The sequence below is a fragment of the Streptomyces sp. NRRL F-5630 genome, assembly GCF_000719475.1.
GTDB lineage: Bacteria > Actinomycetota > Actinomycetes > Streptomycetales > Streptomycetaceae > Streptomyces.
Map to the genome: position 1 here is coordinate 1 of NZ_JOGO01000105.1, position 14,511 is coordinate 14,511.

Annotated in this window: 11 protein-coding genes and 1 pseudogene; 8 read left to right on the top strand and 4 right to left on the bottom strand. The window is 73.1% G+C overall.

All coding sequences use genetic code 11. The features are described from left to right. Positions 1–419 precede the first annotated feature (419 nt). Positions 420–668 carry a DUF397 domain-containing protein gene (locus IF99_RS0128390; protein WP_008746394.1) on the top strand — a complete coding sequence of 83 codons (249 nt, stop codon included), beginning with the start codon at positions 420–422 and terminating at the stop codon, positions 666–668. A gap of 131 nt (positions 669–799) precedes the next feature. On the opposite strand, the gene IF99_RS0128395 is transcribed toward IF99_RS0128390, so the two are convergent. Then, complete coding sequence (locus IF99_RS0128395; RefSeq protein ID WP_199806579.1) at positions 800–1,276, bottom strand: ATP-binding protein; 477 nt, start codon at positions 1,274–1,276, stop codon at positions 800–802. Positions 1,277–1,563: 287 nt separating this feature from the next. Between IF99_RS0128395 and IF99_RS0128400 the strand changes: the two genes are divergently transcribed. From IF99_RS0128400 to IF99_RS0128410, 3 genes are all read left to right on the top strand, one after another. Next, positions 1,564–2,454 carry a helix-turn-helix domain-containing protein gene (locus IF99_RS0128400; RefSeq protein WP_031000927.1) on the top strand — a complete coding sequence of 297 codons (891 nt, stop codon included), beginning with the start codon at positions 1,564–1,566 and terminating at the stop codon, positions 2,452–2,454. A 238-nt stretch (positions 2,455–2,692) separates the two neighbouring features. Further along, entirely contained in the window at positions 2,693–4,159 is a 1,467-nt protein-coding gene (locus tag IF99_RS0128405; protein ID WP_031000929.1) for an aldehyde dehydrogenase family protein, read from the top strand. A gap of 197 nt (positions 4,160–4,356) precedes the next feature. Beyond that, positions 4,357–4,890: a DinB family protein gene (locus tag IF99_RS0128410; protein ID WP_031000931.1), complete on the top strand. Its 534-nt coding sequence runs from the start codon at positions 4,357–4,359 to the stop codon at positions 4,888–4,890. A 122-nt stretch (positions 4,891–5,012) separates the two neighbouring features. Here IF99_RS0128410 and IF99_RS0128415 read toward each other — a convergent pair whose 3' ends face one another. Then, on the bottom strand, positions 5,013–6,425 hold the full coding sequence (locus IF99_RS0128415; protein ID WP_031000933.1) for a glutamate decarboxylase: 1,413 nt from the start codon (positions 6,423–6,425) through the stop codon (positions 5,013–5,015). Between the two features lie 445 nt (positions 6,426–6,870). Here IF99_RS0128415 and IF99_RS0128420 point away from each other — a divergent pair, with 445 nt between their 5' ends. After that, positions 6,871–8,265 carry a DedA family protein gene (locus IF99_RS0128420; protein WP_031000935.1) on the top strand — a complete coding sequence of 465 codons (1,395 nt, stop codon included), beginning with the start codon at positions 6,871–6,873 and terminating at the stop codon, positions 8,263–8,265. Between the two features lie 34 nt (positions 8,266–8,299). Here the strand turns inward: IF99_RS0128420 and IF99_RS0128425 are convergent, their stop codons facing one another. Both IF99_RS0128425 and IF99_RS0128430 read right to left on the bottom strand, forming a co-directional pair. After that, positions 8,300–10,090, bottom strand: coding sequence for a threonine/serine ThrE exporter family protein (locus IF99_RS0128425; protein WP_031000937.1), 1,791 nt, complete (start codon positions 10,088–10,090; stop codon positions 8,300–8,302). 316 nt (positions 10,091–10,406) lie between these two features. After that, complete coding sequence (locus IF99_RS0128430) at positions 10,407–10,898, bottom strand: inorganic diphosphatase (protein WP_031000939.1); 492 nt, start codon at positions 10,896–10,898, stop codon at positions 10,407–10,409. Between the two features lie 209 nt (positions 10,899–11,107). Between IF99_RS0128430 and dacB the strand changes: the two genes are divergently transcribed. From dacB to IF99_RS33740, 3 genes and pseudogenes are all read left to right on the top strand, one after another. Beyond that, positions 11,108–12,631 carry a D-alanyl-D-alanine carboxypeptidase/D-alanyl-D-alanine-endopeptidase gene (gene dacB / locus IF99_RS0128435; RefSeq protein ID WP_234340898.1) on the top strand — a complete coding sequence of 508 codons (1,524 nt, stop codon included), beginning with the start codon at positions 11,108–11,110 and terminating at the stop codon, positions 12,629–12,631. Between the two features lie 249 nt (positions 12,632–12,880). Further along, the gene (locus IF99_RS0128440; protein ID WP_037827873.1) at positions 12,881–14,044 is read left to right on the top strand and encodes a zinc-dependent metalloprotease; all 1,164 of its coding nucleotides are present in this window, start codon (positions 12,881–12,883) and stop codon (positions 14,042–14,044) included. A 330-nt stretch (positions 14,045–14,374) separates the two neighbouring features. Continuing rightward, positions 14,375–14,511 (top strand): annotated as a pseudogene (locus IF99_RS33740) (tRNA lysidine(34) synthetase TilS); the annotation flags it as partial.

Below are 14,511 nucleotides of genomic sequence, written 5' to 3' on the forward strand. Positions count from 1 at the left end.
ACCAGTCTCCCAAACCCCCACCCCCTCCCCGCCCACCCGCACGAATCTGTGGACAACCCGGCTCATCCCGCACAACCGCTCACCCGAAAGGGTGGCGCGATGTGCCGTTGCCCCCGACTTGTCCACAGGCGAGGCGTCCCCGGCGAACGGCACGACCTGCCTCGCCCCGCCCCCTCGCGCCCGCCGCCCTGCGTAGGTGTCCTACGCAGGGTGAGGTGCGCCACGCCTCCATGAGCCGGCCCCCTTGCGGGGCCGGCTTTCGCGTGCTCGGAGGGGAATCGCGGCCTCCTGGGAAGCCTGTAGTCAAGGGAACACCCCACGTGCACGTGCATTTGCTCATGCATCCGCACGTGAACGCGGCTATGATCGCGCGCAGTTGACCGATGCACCATTGGCCATAGCACTACCGGGAGCGACCAGTGCACCAGGCGTACAACGGCATGGCGGCAACCGAACTCCAGCAGGTCCACCGGGTCGTCTGGCAGAAGAGCCGGCACAGCAATTCCCAGGGCACCTGCGTGGAGTTCGCCAAACTCCCGGGCGGCGACGTCGCTGTGCGCAACTCCCGTCATCCCGAGGGCCCGGCGCTCGTCTACACGCGCGCCGAGATAGAGGCGATGCTCCTCGGTGTGAAGGACGGGGAATTCGACCACCTCGTCACGGGCTGAGGGCGACTTTCGCCCCGGGGCCGCGGAAAGGCGGCCCGTTTCGTCCCGTACGTGTGCCCGCGTACGAAAAGAGCGGTGTCCGCGTCCGGCGGCACCGCTCGTCGTTCATTCCCGGGCCTCTGCCCGCGCGTTCACGCCCGGAACAGCGCCCACACCATCTTCCCGTGCGGCGTCCCCGCGAGCGGGTGCCAGCCCCAGCTCTCGCTGAAGGAGTCCACGAGGAAGAGGCCGCGCCCGCACTCGGCGGCGAAGTCCTCCGCGCGCGCCACCGGACTCGCGTCGCTCGGGTCGCGCACCGCGCACATCAGGCGGCCCGCCCAGCGCATGAGGTGGAGACGGACCGGGCCCTCGCCGTGCGCTTCCTCGGGCGAGGGCAGGGCGTGGCGCAGGGCGTTGGTGACGAGTTCGGAGACGACGAGCGCGATGTCGTCGGCGAGTTCGGCCAGATCCCAGCGGTCCAGGGTCGTACGGGCGAACTGCCGGGCCTCGCGCACGCCTTCGAGGCGGGTGCTCAAGGTGCAGGAGGCGGCGTCGCTGACCGTCGCGGGGTCGAGCGGCGGTAGCCCTTGCCTCAGCGGGTCGAGCATGGTCGATCCATTCGTCCCCATGCGAGGCACTCCCGGGATTCGCGATGGCTGCGCGGCGGTGCGCCCCCATCGTGGCGGAACGCACACAGCGGATGCAAGGGCAGATGCACGTGCACGCGCCGGAATTGCCGCCACACCTACCACTTCACCCCCATTTCTTCCGGCCAACTCGCGGCAACTCTTCCCGGCACATGACGCAAGCTTTCCGTTTCCGTAACCGAACGAGTACGGCACGAAGCCTTTTAGTGGCAGACTGCGGGGCTTGGAGGCATCGCCCTGGACGTCCGATGGAGGGGAGGCTGGGTGTCGTGACCGCAGGGGACTGGGGGCAACCCCAGGCCGAGGGGGCAGGAGGAGGCTCGGTCGTACGGCGCATCCTGCTCGGCTCGCAGCTGCGGCGGCTGCGCGAGTCGCGCGGGATCACTCGCGAAGGCGCCGGCTACGCGATCAGGGCCTCGGAATCGAAGATCAGCCGCATGGAGTTGGGACGGGTGAGCTTCAAGGCGCGGGACGTGGAGGATCTGCTCACGCTCTACGGCGTGCACGACACGGCGGAGCGAGGTCAGCTGCTCGGCCTCGCGAAGGAGGCGAACATCGCGGGCTGGTGGCACAGTTACTCGGACGTCCTGCCGAACTGGTTCCCCACGTACGTGGGCCTGGAGGGCGCCGCGTCCGTGATCCGGGTCTACGAGGTGCAGTTCGTGCACGGGCTGCTCCAGACCGAGGCGTACGCCCAGGCCGTCGTCGCCAAGGGGATGCCGGAGGGGGACCCCTCCGAGATCGAACGGCGCGTCGCGCTGCGCCTGGAGCGCCAGAAGGTCCTCGTCGCCGAGCGCGCCCCGCGCTTCCACGCGGTGCTCGACGAGGCCGCGCTGCGCCGCCCGTACGGCGACCGGGACGTCATGCGCGGCCAGTTGGAGCACCTCATCGAGATGTCGCAGCACGAGAACGTGACGCTCCAGGTGATGCCGTTCAGCTTCGGCGGCCACTCCGGCGAGAGCGGCGCCTTCTCCCTCCTCGGCTTCCCCGACACGGGCCTCTCCGACCTCGTCTACCTCGAACAGCTCACGAGCGCGCTCTACCTCGACAAGCCCGAGGAAGTCGCCCTCTACGGCAACACGTTCGACCGGCTGAGCGCGGACTGCCCGGGCCCGGAGGAGAGCCGCGACCTGCTGCGGGGGCTGCTCCAGCTGATGTGAGGCGGCGGAGGCGGGCGCCGGCCCGCGCGGACGGGATGGTTCCGTGCGGGCGGGGTGGGCCGTACGGACGGGGGTGATTCCGTACGGGCGCGGCGCTCCATCCTTTAGCACAGGGTCCCCCGCACGGCCCAATCCCTGCCGCCACGCGGTCGCTCGCGCGTACCATGCACGCCAACGGGGAGTCGCGAAAGGGCCCTTGGGTCCCGGGCGGCACGCGCAACCGGCAAGGAAATGGCCCATGTCGTTCTTCACCGACCTGTCCCACCAGTACATCGACGGCGAATGGCGCGTCGGCCGGGGTTCCTGGGACGTCATCGACTTCAACCCGTACAACGGGGAGAAGCTCGCCGCCGTGACCGCGGCGACCGGCGTGGAGGTCGACGAGGCGTACCGGGCGGCGGCGCGGGCGCAGCCCGGCTGGGCCGCCGCGGGACCCCACGCGCGCCGCGAGGTCCTGGAGCGGGCCCGTACCGCGCTGATGGGGCTGCGCGAGGAGACCGCCGAGGCGATGATCGCCGAACTCGGCGCGACGCGCGCGAAGGCGTACTACGAGATCGACCTCGCCGCCGAGTTCCTGCGCCACGCCGCCGGGGTCGCCGTGATGCCCGACGGCGAACTCCTGCCCGCGCTCACGCCCGGCAAGGAGAACCGCGTCTACCGCGAGCCCGCAGGGGTCGTCACCGTCATCAGCCCCTTCAACTACCCGCTGCTGGTGACGCTCAAGTCCGTCGCGCCCGCTCTCGCCCTCGGCAACGCCGTCCTCGTCAAGCCCAACCAGAACGCCCCGATCGTCGGCGGCGGCCTCGTCGCCCGCGTCTTCGAGCTGGCCGGGTTGCCGCCGGGGGTGCTCAACGTGCTCATCACGGACATCGCCGAGATCGGCGACGACCTCATCGAGCACCCCGTCCCGAAGGTCATCTCCTTCTCCGGCTCGGACCGCATCGGCCGCCACGTCGCCGCCGTCGCCGCGCGCGCCCTCAAGCGCACGGTCCTCCAGCTCTCCGGCAACGGCGCCTTCGTCGCACTCGGGGACCTCGCGGGCGCGGCGCTCGACCGGGCCGTCGACGCGGCCGTCTTCAGCCGGTACGTGTACCAGGGCCAGGTGTGCATGGCCGCCAACCGCATCCTCGTGGACCGCGCGCTCGAACCCGAGTTCAGCACCCGCTTCACCGAGCGCGTCGCCGCGCTGCGTACCGGCGACCCCGCCGACCCCGCGACCCAACTCGGGCCGGTCATCGACTCGTTCCACGCCGAGGCACTCACGGCGCTCGTCGACGAGGCGCTCGCGGAGGGCGCGAAGCCGCTCCTGCACGGCCGCACCGTCGGCAACCTCGTCGAACCGACCATCCTCACCGGGCTCTCGCCGCACTCGCCGCTGCTGCGCCAGGAGATCTTCGGACCCGTCGCGCTCCTCGTCCCCTTCGACGGCGACGAGGAGGGGCTGCGGCTCACCAACGACACGCCCTACGGCCTCAGCAGCGCGGTCCACGCCGGGGACGCCGAGCGCGGCGTCGCCTTCGCGCGGCGCGTCGAGGCCGGGATGATCCACGTCAACGGCACGACGCTGGAGGACGACCCGATGGCGGCCTTCGGGGGCGTCAAGCGCTCCGGGATCGGGCGGCTCAACGGGGCGGCGTCGGTGGACGCGTTCACCACGCAGCGGTGGATCTCGGTGCAGCACGGGCCGGCGACCTACGCCTTGTGAACGGGCGGGCCGCCGGGGCCGGCCGCGCGGGCGGGCGCGACCCCGGGATCGGTCGCTCCCGTACGCGCGTGAGGGGGGGCCGTTCGGCGCACGGGCGCGGGTTTACGGCGTGGCGGTGAATGGCGGACCGCTTCTGTCCGCGAGGGCCCCTACCTTCCTCTCAACGGCACGAAAGTTGCTGAAAGAAGGAGAATTCCATGGTCAAGCACGTCGGTCCCGAGCTTCCCGGTGACGAGGCGGGCGCGCTGCTCGCTTTTCTCGACGAGCAGCGCGGCGCCCTGCGCCGCGCCACGCTCGGGCTCACCGAGGAGCAGGCCAGGCAGCGGCCCTGCGCGGGCGAACTGAGCCTCGGCGGCCTCCTCAAGCACACCGCCGAGACCGAGCAGGGCTGGCTCGCCCGCGCCCGGGGCACCGCCCCCGACACCGTCCGCACCCCCGAGAACTGGCACGAGAGCCACGCCCTCCTCGACGGCGAGACCCTGGAGGGCACCCGCGCCTACGCCGAGAAGGTCGCGCGCGAGACGGAGGAGTGGATCAGGTCGCGCCCGAGCCTCGACGAGACCTTCCCGCTCCCGAAGGCCCCCTGGTTCCCCGACGCCCAGGCCGTCTCGCTGCGCTGGCTCCTCCTCCACCTCATCCGCGAGAACGCCCGCCACGCGGGCCACGCCGACATCCTGCGGGAGCAACTGGACGGCGAGACGGCGTTCGCGCTGGTGGCGCGCGAGGGCTGAGCGCAGGGCCCGCGCGGACCGGACGCCCGCGCGGGCGGGTGGCGCGGTGACCGGGTGCCGCGCGGCCGGGTGCCGCGCGGCCGGGCGGAGACGGTGGCCGGGGCCCTGCGGCTCCGCCCTCCTCAGTGGTGGAACGCCGTCGCCCGTTCCCTGCTGCGCGTCGCCGGATGCGGCTGGGCCCTGAGCTGGGGCAGCAGGCTCTCCAGATCGCCGAGCAGCAGGTCCGCCAGGTCGGACGAGAAGCCGTTGCGGCAGACGATGCGCAGGACCGACAGGTCCTCGCGGTTCTTCGGGAAGGCGTAGGCGGGGACGAGCCAGCCGCGTTCGCGCAGGCGGTGCGAGACGTCGAAGACGTCGTACGCGGTGACCTCGGACGTCGTCGCGAAGGCCAGGACCGGGAGCGCGTCGCCCCGCGTCAGCATCCTGAAGTCGCCCATGGCCTCGATGCGTTCGGCCAGGTGGCGCGCCACGTCCCTGCTCGTCCGCTGCACCGCCCGGTACCCCTCGAAGCCGAGCCGCAGGAACGTGTAGTACTGCGCCACGACCTGCGCGCCGGGCCGGGAGAAGTTCAGCGCGAACGTGGGCAGTTCGCCGCCCAGGTAGTTGACGCGGAAGACGAGTTCCTCGGGCAGCGCCTCCTTGTCGCGCCACAGCGCCCACCCCACGCCGGGGTACACGAGCCCGTACTTGTGCCCCGAGGTGTTGATCGAAGCGACGCGCGGCAGCCGGAAGTCCCACACGAGGTCCGGGTCGAGGAACGGCGCGATCATCCCGCCCGACGCGGCGTCCACGTGCACGGGGATGTCGAGCCCGGTCCGTTCCTGGAGCGCGTCGAGCGCCGCGCACAGCTCCGCGACCGGCTCGTACGAACCGTCGAACGTCGAGCCGAGGATGCCGACGACGCCGATTGTGTTCTCGTCGCACAGCTCGACCGCCGCCTCGGGGGAGAGGTGGTACCGCTCGCCCTCCATCGGTACCTGCCGCGCCTCCACCTCCCAGAAGTCGCAGAACTTCTCCCAGCACACCTGCACGTTGATCCCCATCACGAGGTTCGGCCGCGCACTGCCCGGATAGCGGTCCTTGTTCCTCCGCATCCACCGGCGCTTGAGCGCCATCCCCGCGAGCATGCATGCCTCGCTCGACCCGGTCGTCGAACACCCCACCGCGTCCCGCGCGTCCGGCGCGTGCCACAGGTCGGCGAGCATCGCGACGCAGCGCCGCTCCAGCTCCGCCGTCCGCGGGTACTCGTCCTTGTCGATCATGTTCTTGTCGAGGCACTCGCTCATGAGCACCCCCGCCTGGGGCTCCATCCACGTCGTGACGAACGTGGCGAGATTGAGCCGCGCGTTCCCGTCGAGCATCAGCTCGTCGTGCACGAGCTGGTACGCCGGGTGTGGGGCCATCGGCTCGCGCGGCAGCCGGTGCCGGGGCGGGGCCTCGCGCATCCCGTCGAGCGGGTCGGCCTCGCCGAAGAAGGGGTTCACGGCGAGCGGCTTGTCCCGCTCCTCCGGGTCCTCGGGCGGGTGGTGCAGCATGGCGCTCCCTCGGGATGCGGGGCTCGTGTCGCGGGCAGCGTAGGCGCATTCCGGACGAAAACGGGGCAAGCGGCTACGGAGCGGAACCGGTGCCGCGCTCCTCCGGCGCCGGTCCGGGGCGGCCCAGCCGCATCGGCGCCCCGTCTGCCACGAGCAGCCGGGGAGGAAAAGGGAGATACGGGGCGGGGCGGTACGTGACGGGTGTGGAGGGCGCCGTGACGGTCGGCACAATCGCGCTGGGCGCGGAACCGCTCGTGCGTCCGGGCGCGTGGGCCACGGCAAGCGCTCCGGCCCCGCACGGGCCGGGAACGCGGGCCGGGCGGGACACGTTGGTAGCTTTGCTACCGCAGGACACTTCCCCTCCGGTGGGACAGCCCGCCGCCCCCCGCCTTCTCCGCCGAACGGTCGTCCCCCCGCCGGCCAGGACCCCAGGAGCCCGAACGTCGTGAACTCGCTTGCTCTCGGACCGAGCTGGCTCGATCCCAACACCATGCTCGACAACTTCGGCATCTGGGGACTCGCACTCATCGTCTTCGCCGAGTCGGGGCTGCTCATCGGCTTCTTCCTGCCCGGTGACTCGCTGCTCTTCACCTGCGGGCTGCTCATCACGAGCGGTGACCTCGACTTCCCGCTCGCCGGGGCCATCGCGATCATCTGCGTCGCGGCGATCCTCGGTGACCAGGCCGGATACCTCTTCGGCAAGAAAGTCGGGCCCTCCCTCTTCAAGCGGCCCGATTCGAAGATCTTCAAGCAGGAGAACGTGCAGAAGGCGCACGAGTTCTTCGAGAAGCACGGCGCGAAATCCCTCGTCCTCGCCCGCTTCGTGCCCGTCATCCGCACCTTCACGCCGATCATCGCGGGCGTCAGCGGGATGGCCTACCGCTCCTTCATCACCTTCAACGTCCTCGGCGGCGTCCTGTGGGGCGCGGGCGTGACGCTGCTCGGCGCGTGGCTCGGGGGGATCGGCTTCGTCAAGGCGAACATCGAGGTCATCCTCGTCCTGATCGTCCTCGTCTCGGTCCTGCCGATCGCGATCGAGTACCTGCGGGCGCGCGGCAAGAGCCGCAAGGACTCCGCCTCCGGCTCCGCCGCCTCGCCGGCGAGCCCCAAGGACCCGGCCCGCCCCGACGACGAGGGCCCGCAGGACCCCGGCGCCTCCCCGCGGTCCGCGTGGAACAGCGCCCCGTACGCCGCCGAAGACCGGCCCCGGCCCCCGTACGGCGAGCAGCCCTACGGCGACCCGCGGACCCCCGGCGGCTACGCCCCGCAGCAGCCCCCGGCCGGGACGCAGCAGCCCCCCGCCGGTCCGCAGCCCTACGGCGGCGGGACCTACGGCGGCCAGCAGGGCTTCGCGTACGGCGAGCAGGCGCGGTACCAGGCCCCGCGGGACCAGCAGGCCCCGCAGAACCAGCAGGCCCCGCAGAACCAGCAGGCCCCGCAGCCGTACGGGCAGCAGCAGTACCCGGCCGCGTACGGCGGGGAGCAGCAGGCCGGCGGGTACAGCCCGCAGGCGGCCCCCTACGGCGGGCAGCAGCCCTACAACGGTCAGCAGCAGCCGTACAGCGGTCAGCAGCAGGGATACGGCGCTCAGCAGCAGCCCTACAGCGGTCAGCAGCAGGGGTACGGCGGTCAGCCGCAGCCGTACCAGGGCCAGCCGCAGGCGTACGGGCAGCCGCAGCCCCAGCCGTACCCGCGGCAGCCCGCGCCCCCGCAGGCGGACGACGGCTACCAGGAGCCCGACGCGACCCAGCCCTTCCCCGTCTACGAGCAGGAGCAGGGATACGGGCAGCGGCCCCCGCGCGGCGGCTACGGCTACCCGGACGAGGAGCCGCGCCGCTGAGCGGGCCCACGGCCCACGGGCCCGGGGCGGGAGGTCAGAAGCCCCGGGTCCGTTTCGCTCCCTTGCGCGCGATGGTGCCGGGCACGCGCAGGAAGAGCCGGGAGATCTCCGAGCCGAGGTTGACGCCGATCGCGATCGCGAGCGCGGTGGCGACCGCGCGCGACAGCGACAGCAGGCCGTCGTTCAGATCGTTCTGCGCGATGCCGAGCAGCCCGTAGTACGTCGCGGAACCGGGCAGCAGCGGGCCGATCGCTGCCGTCACGTACGGCAGCGAGGACGCGAACTGGTAGCGCGAGAGCAACTGCCCGAACAGGCCGACGAGCCCGGCGGCGACCGCCGTCGCCGCGACGGGCGAGATCTCGCCCGTGAAGTGCATCGAGCCGTAGATGAGCCACGCGACGCCCCCGTTGAGCGCGACCGGGATGACCGTCGAGCGCTCCTGCTGGAGCAGCACCGCGAAGGCGAGGGAGAGCGCGATCGAGGCGAGGAGCTGCGCGACCGGCTTGTTCACGGCGTTCACGGCCACGTCCGGATCGAGACTGGCGTGCAGCTGGACGCCCGCGTACAGCACGACGAGCACCCCGATGACGATCCCGACGAAGAAGTACAGGACCTCCAGGAGCCGGGCGGCGGCGGTGATGTAGTAACCGGTCAGGCCGTCCTGCACCCCCGCGACGAGCGCCCGCCCCGGCAGCAGCGCGAACAGGCCACCGGTGATGACGGCGGAGGCGCGCAGGTCCGAGTGGGCGAGGTTGAGGGCGACGCCGATCGCGGCGGGCGGCGTCGCGGCGACGAGGAACTGGTAGAACTCCGGCAGCCCGCGCCCGGAGGCGAGCCAGGCGAGCCGGTCGCCGAGCATCGCGCCGACCGCCGCGCAGAAGAACACCGCGACGCCACCGCCGACGAGCACGGACGCGCTCCCGGCGAGCAGCCCGTTCGCCGCCGTGAGCGCCCAGCCGGGGTACGGGTGCCGGTTGCGCCGGATCTCCGCGAGCCGCCGGTACGCCTCTTCGAGCGACACGTCCGTGTGCGGCGAGGTGAGGTCGTCGACGAGCTGGAAGACGGCCGACAGCCGCGTGTAGTCGGTGCCGCGCCGCCGCACGGTGCGCGCGGCGGTCACGGGGTCCTCGACGAGGCTGGGCTGGTAGCTGATGTTGAGGAGCGTGAAGGTCACGTTCGGTTCGACGCGGTCGAGCCCGTACGAGCGCGAGACGGCGAACATCGCGGCCTCGACGTCCTCGGCGCCCTCACCGCCCGCGAGCAGCAGCTCCCCGATGCGCAGGGTCAGGTCGAGGACGCGCGGGACGGCCGGGCCCTCCTCGGCGTCGTGCTTCTGCGCCGCCTCGGGCGTCGGGCGTTCGGCGACCGGCATCCGCAGCATCGTGCGCATCCGGTCCTGCCACGGCGCCTCCTTCGTCAGGCGCAGGACCGGGACACCCTCGGCGGGCGTGAAGGCCGAGGGGGCGTTGCGGGCGTCGTAGGTGTGGGGGAGGGAGAAGGCGGAGGTGGTGGTGGCGGACGTGTCCGTGTCGGGGGGCTCGGGCGGTACGAAGCCCTCGGGCAGGGCGAACTCGGAGGTGACCTGCGGGTCGTCCTCCGCCTCGGCCCGGTTCGGCCGTCCGGTGGCGGGGGCCACTCCGGAGGGGGGTGAGAAGGCGCTGCGGGCCTCGTCGGACTGGGGCTTCGCGGAGCCCTCATCGGGCTCCGTCGCGTCCGGGGCAGGGCGGCTCTCCGCGCCGCCGCGGTCCCGGCCGCCGTCCGGGCCCCGGCTCTCGTCCCGGTGGTCCCGGTCCTCGCCCCGGTCCCGGTCCTCCGCCTCGCTCACCTGTCGCTCGCTCCTCGCTCGCCGCTGACTCGTCCCCCGGCTTCGGCTCACCCACTGCACAGCACCGTAAACGCCGTGGGGGCGGGGGGCCCGGCGAGTGCCGCACGGCCGCCGCGGCGCGTGCGCACAGCGGTGGCGGGTTCCGTGCGGCGGCGGTGGGTTCCGTGCGGCGCCGCGTCGCCTCGCGGGACCCTCGCGGGGGCCGCGGCGGGACGTCGGCGGTTCCCGCACGCACGGCGAAGGGCCGCACGGAGACCCGTACGGCCCTTCGGACCGGTCCCGCGCGGACGCGGCGCCCGCGCGGGACCGGCGCGGCTCAGTGGCCGCCCTGCTCCTTGAGGCGCTTGCGGCTCGCCTCGATCTCGGCCTCGGCCTCGGCGCGGCCGACCCAGTCGGCGCCCTGGACCTCCTTGCCGGGCTCCAGGTCCTTGTAGGACTCGAAGAAGTGCTTGATCTCGTCGCGCAGGAACGGCGAGACGTCCTCGATGTCCTGGAGGTGCGCGAAGCGCGGGTCACCGGCCGGGACGCACAGCAGCTTGTCGTCGCCGCCCGCCTCGTCGGTCATCTTGAACATGCCGATCGTGCGCGCCTCGACGAGGACGCCCGGGAAGAGCGGCTCGTCCAGGATGACGAGCGCGTCGAGCGGGTCGCCGTCCTCGCCGAGGGTGTCCTCCACGAAGCCGTAGTCCGTGGGGTACGCCATCGACGTGTACAGGCGGCGGTCCAGGCGCACCCGACCGGTCTCGTGGTCCACCTCGTACTTGTTGCGCGAACCCTTCGGGATCTCGATCGTGACGTCGAACTCCACCGCTGGCTCCTCCATGTCGGTACGTGTCCGGTCGTGGCCGTGCCACGCCCGTTGCTGAGCTGTTCGTGACTGCGTCCGACCGGGGGTGCCCGTCCGGCTCCGGCTCCCGGGGAGGGACCCGTACGGACCGGGACGCCGTGCTCGCGGTAAGGCGCAGTGGTTAAGTGTCCCTCACTCCGCTCAGTGATCGTGAAAGGGGCTGGTCCGCCGTGCCCGAGCCGAAGCTGCCCGCACGCCCGCGGACCCGCGGCCCGCTGACGAGTCTCCAGCTCACGGCCGTCGCCGCCGTCGCCGGACTCCTGGTCGCCGGCGGCACGGCGGCCCTCGCGGGCCCCTACGACTCCTCCGGACAGCGCGTCGCCGAGGCCCGCCGCGCGGCCGGCCCGGCCCCCGGTGCCGCCGGACCGCAGGCCGCGCACCGCCCCCTCACCTCCGCCGGGCTCCCCTCCCCGGCCCCGAGCGCGGGCCCCGTGCTCGACGGGCTGCGCACCGGCGGCGGCGACACCGCCGGAGGGCGGGGCCCCGCCCTCGCGGGCCGCCTCGACCCGCTGCTCGCCGTCCGCGCGCTCGGCGAGGACCCCTCCGCCTCCGTCGTCGACCTCACGAGCGGCGAGCGGGTCTACGGGAACCACGCCGCCACCGCCGCGACCCCGGCCTCCGTCACCAAGATCGCCACCGCCGTCGCCGCCCTCGACGCCCTCGGCCCCGATCACCGCATCGAGACCCGCGTCGAGAAGGACGGCCACCGCCTCGTCCTCGTCGGCGGCGGCGACCCCACCCTCACCGCCCGCGCCCACCCCGGCGAGTACGCGAGCCTGCGCACCCTCGCCACCCGCACCGCCAAGGCGCTCGGCGGGGCGGGCGGCCCGTACACCCTCGTCTACGACACCTCCCGCTACGCGGGCACCACCCGGCACCCCATAGGGCCCAACGAGAACCTCGCCCCCGTCACCCCGCTCATCGCCGACGAGGGCCGCCTCGACTCCAGCGACCACGGCCCCGCCGCACGCGGCGCCGACCCCGCGCTCGACACCGCCCGCCGCTTCCACGACCTCCTCGCCCAGGCGGGCGTCGAACTCCGCGACGAGGTCGAGACGGGCGACGGCAAGAAGTCCCCCGCCGAGGACCCGTCGAAGCCCCCGGAGCCGGACGACGGCGCCAAGGGCGGCGAGAACGGCGAGATCGCCTCCGTCTCCTCCGCGCCCCTCGCCACGATCGTCGAGCGGATGCTCACCTACTCGGACAACGACATCGCCGAGCACCTCGCCCGCCAGACCGCCCTCGCGACCGGCGCGAAGGCCGACTTCGCGGGCGGCGCCCGAGCCGTCCACGACCGCCTCGACAAGCTCGGCCTGCCCGTCGAGGGCGCCTCCTTCCACGACGGCAGCGGCCTCGACCGCGCCGACAAGCTCACCCCCGGACTCCTCACCGCGCTCCTCGCCGAAGCCGCGCACAAGGACCACCCGGGCCTGCGGGCCGTCCTCACGGGCCTGCCCGTCGCCGGCTTCACCGGCACCCTCGCGACCCGCTACACCGCCGACCGCAACAAGGCGGGCACCGGCCTCGTCCGCGCCAAGACCGGCACCCTCACCGGCGTCAACACCCTCGCCGGCACCGTCGTCACCCGCTCGGGCCGCCTCCTCGGCTTCGCCTTCATGAGCCACGACGCCCCCGACCCGATGGCCGCCCAGGCGGCGCTGGACAAGATGGCGACGGCCCTCGCGGAGAGCTGATCCGCCGCCGCTCACGGCCGCTCACCGCCGCCGCAGGCGGCCGGCGGGGCGCGGGGCCCCTGGCCGGAGGGCGGAGGAGGGCCGGAGGAACGCCGGGGGAGGACGGGAGAGGGCCGGAGGAGAGCCGGGGAGGGGCCGGGGGCGGCCCGGGAAGGGGCCGCCGCGGCGGCGAGCCGCCGATACGGCAAACGGCCCGCGCCCGGGCCCGCCCCCCTCCTTTCCGCCCCGGAAACCCCGTACCGTTGACACATGACGAGCCTCGGTGGTCCCCAGATGGTCGACTGGAATCTCGCGGTCACCACCGCGACCCGCCTCCTGCGTCCGGGCCCGGAGGTGAGCCGCGACGAAGCCCGCGCGATCGTCGCCGAACTCCGCGCGCACGCCAAGTCGGCCGAGGAACACGTCCGCGCCTACACCCGCATGAACCCCCCGCCGTTCGCGGACACCCCCGTCCTCGTCGTGGACCGCCCCGGCTGGGTCCGCGCCAACGTCGCCGGTTTCCGCTCGCTGCTCGCGCCCCTGCTCGACAAGATGCAGGGCCGCAGGAACGAGGGCGGCTCCTCCAGCATCGTCACCGCGCTCGGCGGCAAGGTCACCGGCGCCGAACTCGGCGTCCTCCTCTCCTTCCTCTCCTCGCGCGTCCTCGGCCAGTACGAGACCTTCGCGCCGCCCTCGCGCGAACTCCCCGGCGGCACCGGCGGCGGCCGGCTCCTCCTCGTGGCGCCGAACATCGTGCACGTCGAACGCGAACTCGGCGTCGACCCAAGGGACTTCCGCCTCTGGGTCACCCTCCACGAGGAGACCCACCGCACCCAGTTCACCGGCGTGCCCTGGCTGCGCGACCACCTGGAGAACGAGATCCGCGGCTTCCTCGACGAGACCGAACTCGACCCCGGCCAGTTCGCCGACCGCCTCGGCGAGACCGTGCGCTCCCTCCTCGACCGCGACGGCCGCCAGAAGCGGGCCGACGGCGCCGACGAGGAGAACGGCGGCTCGCTCGTCGAACTCGTCCAGACCCCCGCCCAGCGCGAGATCCTCGGCCGCCTCACCGCCGTCATGTCCCTCCTCGAAGGCCACGCGGACTACGTCATGGACGGCGTGGGGCCCGCCGTCGTGCCCTCCGTCGGCGAGATCCGCGAGAAGTTCCAGGAGCGCCGCGCCAAGGGCGCCAGCCGCATCGACCTCGCCCTGCGCCGCCTCCTCGGCCTCGACGCGAAACTCCGCCAGTACCGCGACGGGGAACGCTTCGTCCGCGCCGTCGTCGAGGAGACCGGCATGGACGGCTTCAACCGGGTCTGGACCTCGCCGAACACCCTCCCCACGAAGCGCGAGATCCACCACCCCGACGAGTGGATCGCCCGCGTCCACGGCGACGAGAGCGGCCCCGACACGGCGCCGGGCGAGGAGAACTGACGGGGCGTCGCCCTCCCCGTACATACCGGAAAAGCCGCAGGATTCCGCTCGCCGTACGTGACCACAGACGCCCCTCGCCCGTTACCCGAGAACGAGCCCCGCACCCGCCCCGGCGGCAGCGAAACGCCCCGGTAATCACCCATCCGAGGGACCGTGAGCCCTCGGCGGGCGTGCGATGCTCGAAGAAGGGCCCCCTTCTGTCACCATCTACGCACCCTGCGTGACAACCGGGGTGGTGGACGAACGCCGCGCGCCCACGCGCCGTACGGCCGTCCCCCTCTCCGCCCCGGCCCCCGGGGGCACACGCGCTCCAACGAAGGGAACACGGACATGGGTCCCCATCCCGCGGTCGCGGCGATACGTCTGGCGGTCCGCCGCGCCCTGCACGACATCCTCAGTCAGCACGCCGCCGGCCCCGCGGGCCCCGGCACCCGCCCCGCCCCCCGCGACCCCGAGCCCCCCGCGAT

What these genes read in the sequence shown, in the direction of transcription:
- IF99_RS0128410 (WP_031000931.1), top strand. Translation starts at nt 4,357, where the DNA reads ATGGTCAAGCACGTCGGTCCCGAGCTTCCCGGTGACGAGGCGGGCGCG.
- IF99_RS0128405 (WP_031000929.1), top strand. Translation starts at nt 2,693, where the DNA reads ATGTCGTTCTTCACCGACCTGTCCCACCAGTACATCGACGGCGAATGG.
- IF99_RS0128415 (WP_031000933.1), bottom strand. Translation starts at nt 6,425, where the DNA reads ATGCTGCACCACCCGCCCGAGGACCCGGAGGAGCGGGACAAGCCGCTC.
- IF99_RS0128395 (WP_199806579.1), bottom strand. Translation starts at nt 1,276, where the DNA reads ATGGGGACGAATGGATCGACCATGCTCGACCCGCTGAGGCAAGGGCTA.
- IF99_RS0128440 (WP_037827873.1), top strand. Translation starts at nt 12,881, where the DNA reads ATGACGAGCCTCGGTGGTCCCCAGATGGTCGACTGGAATCTCGCGGTC.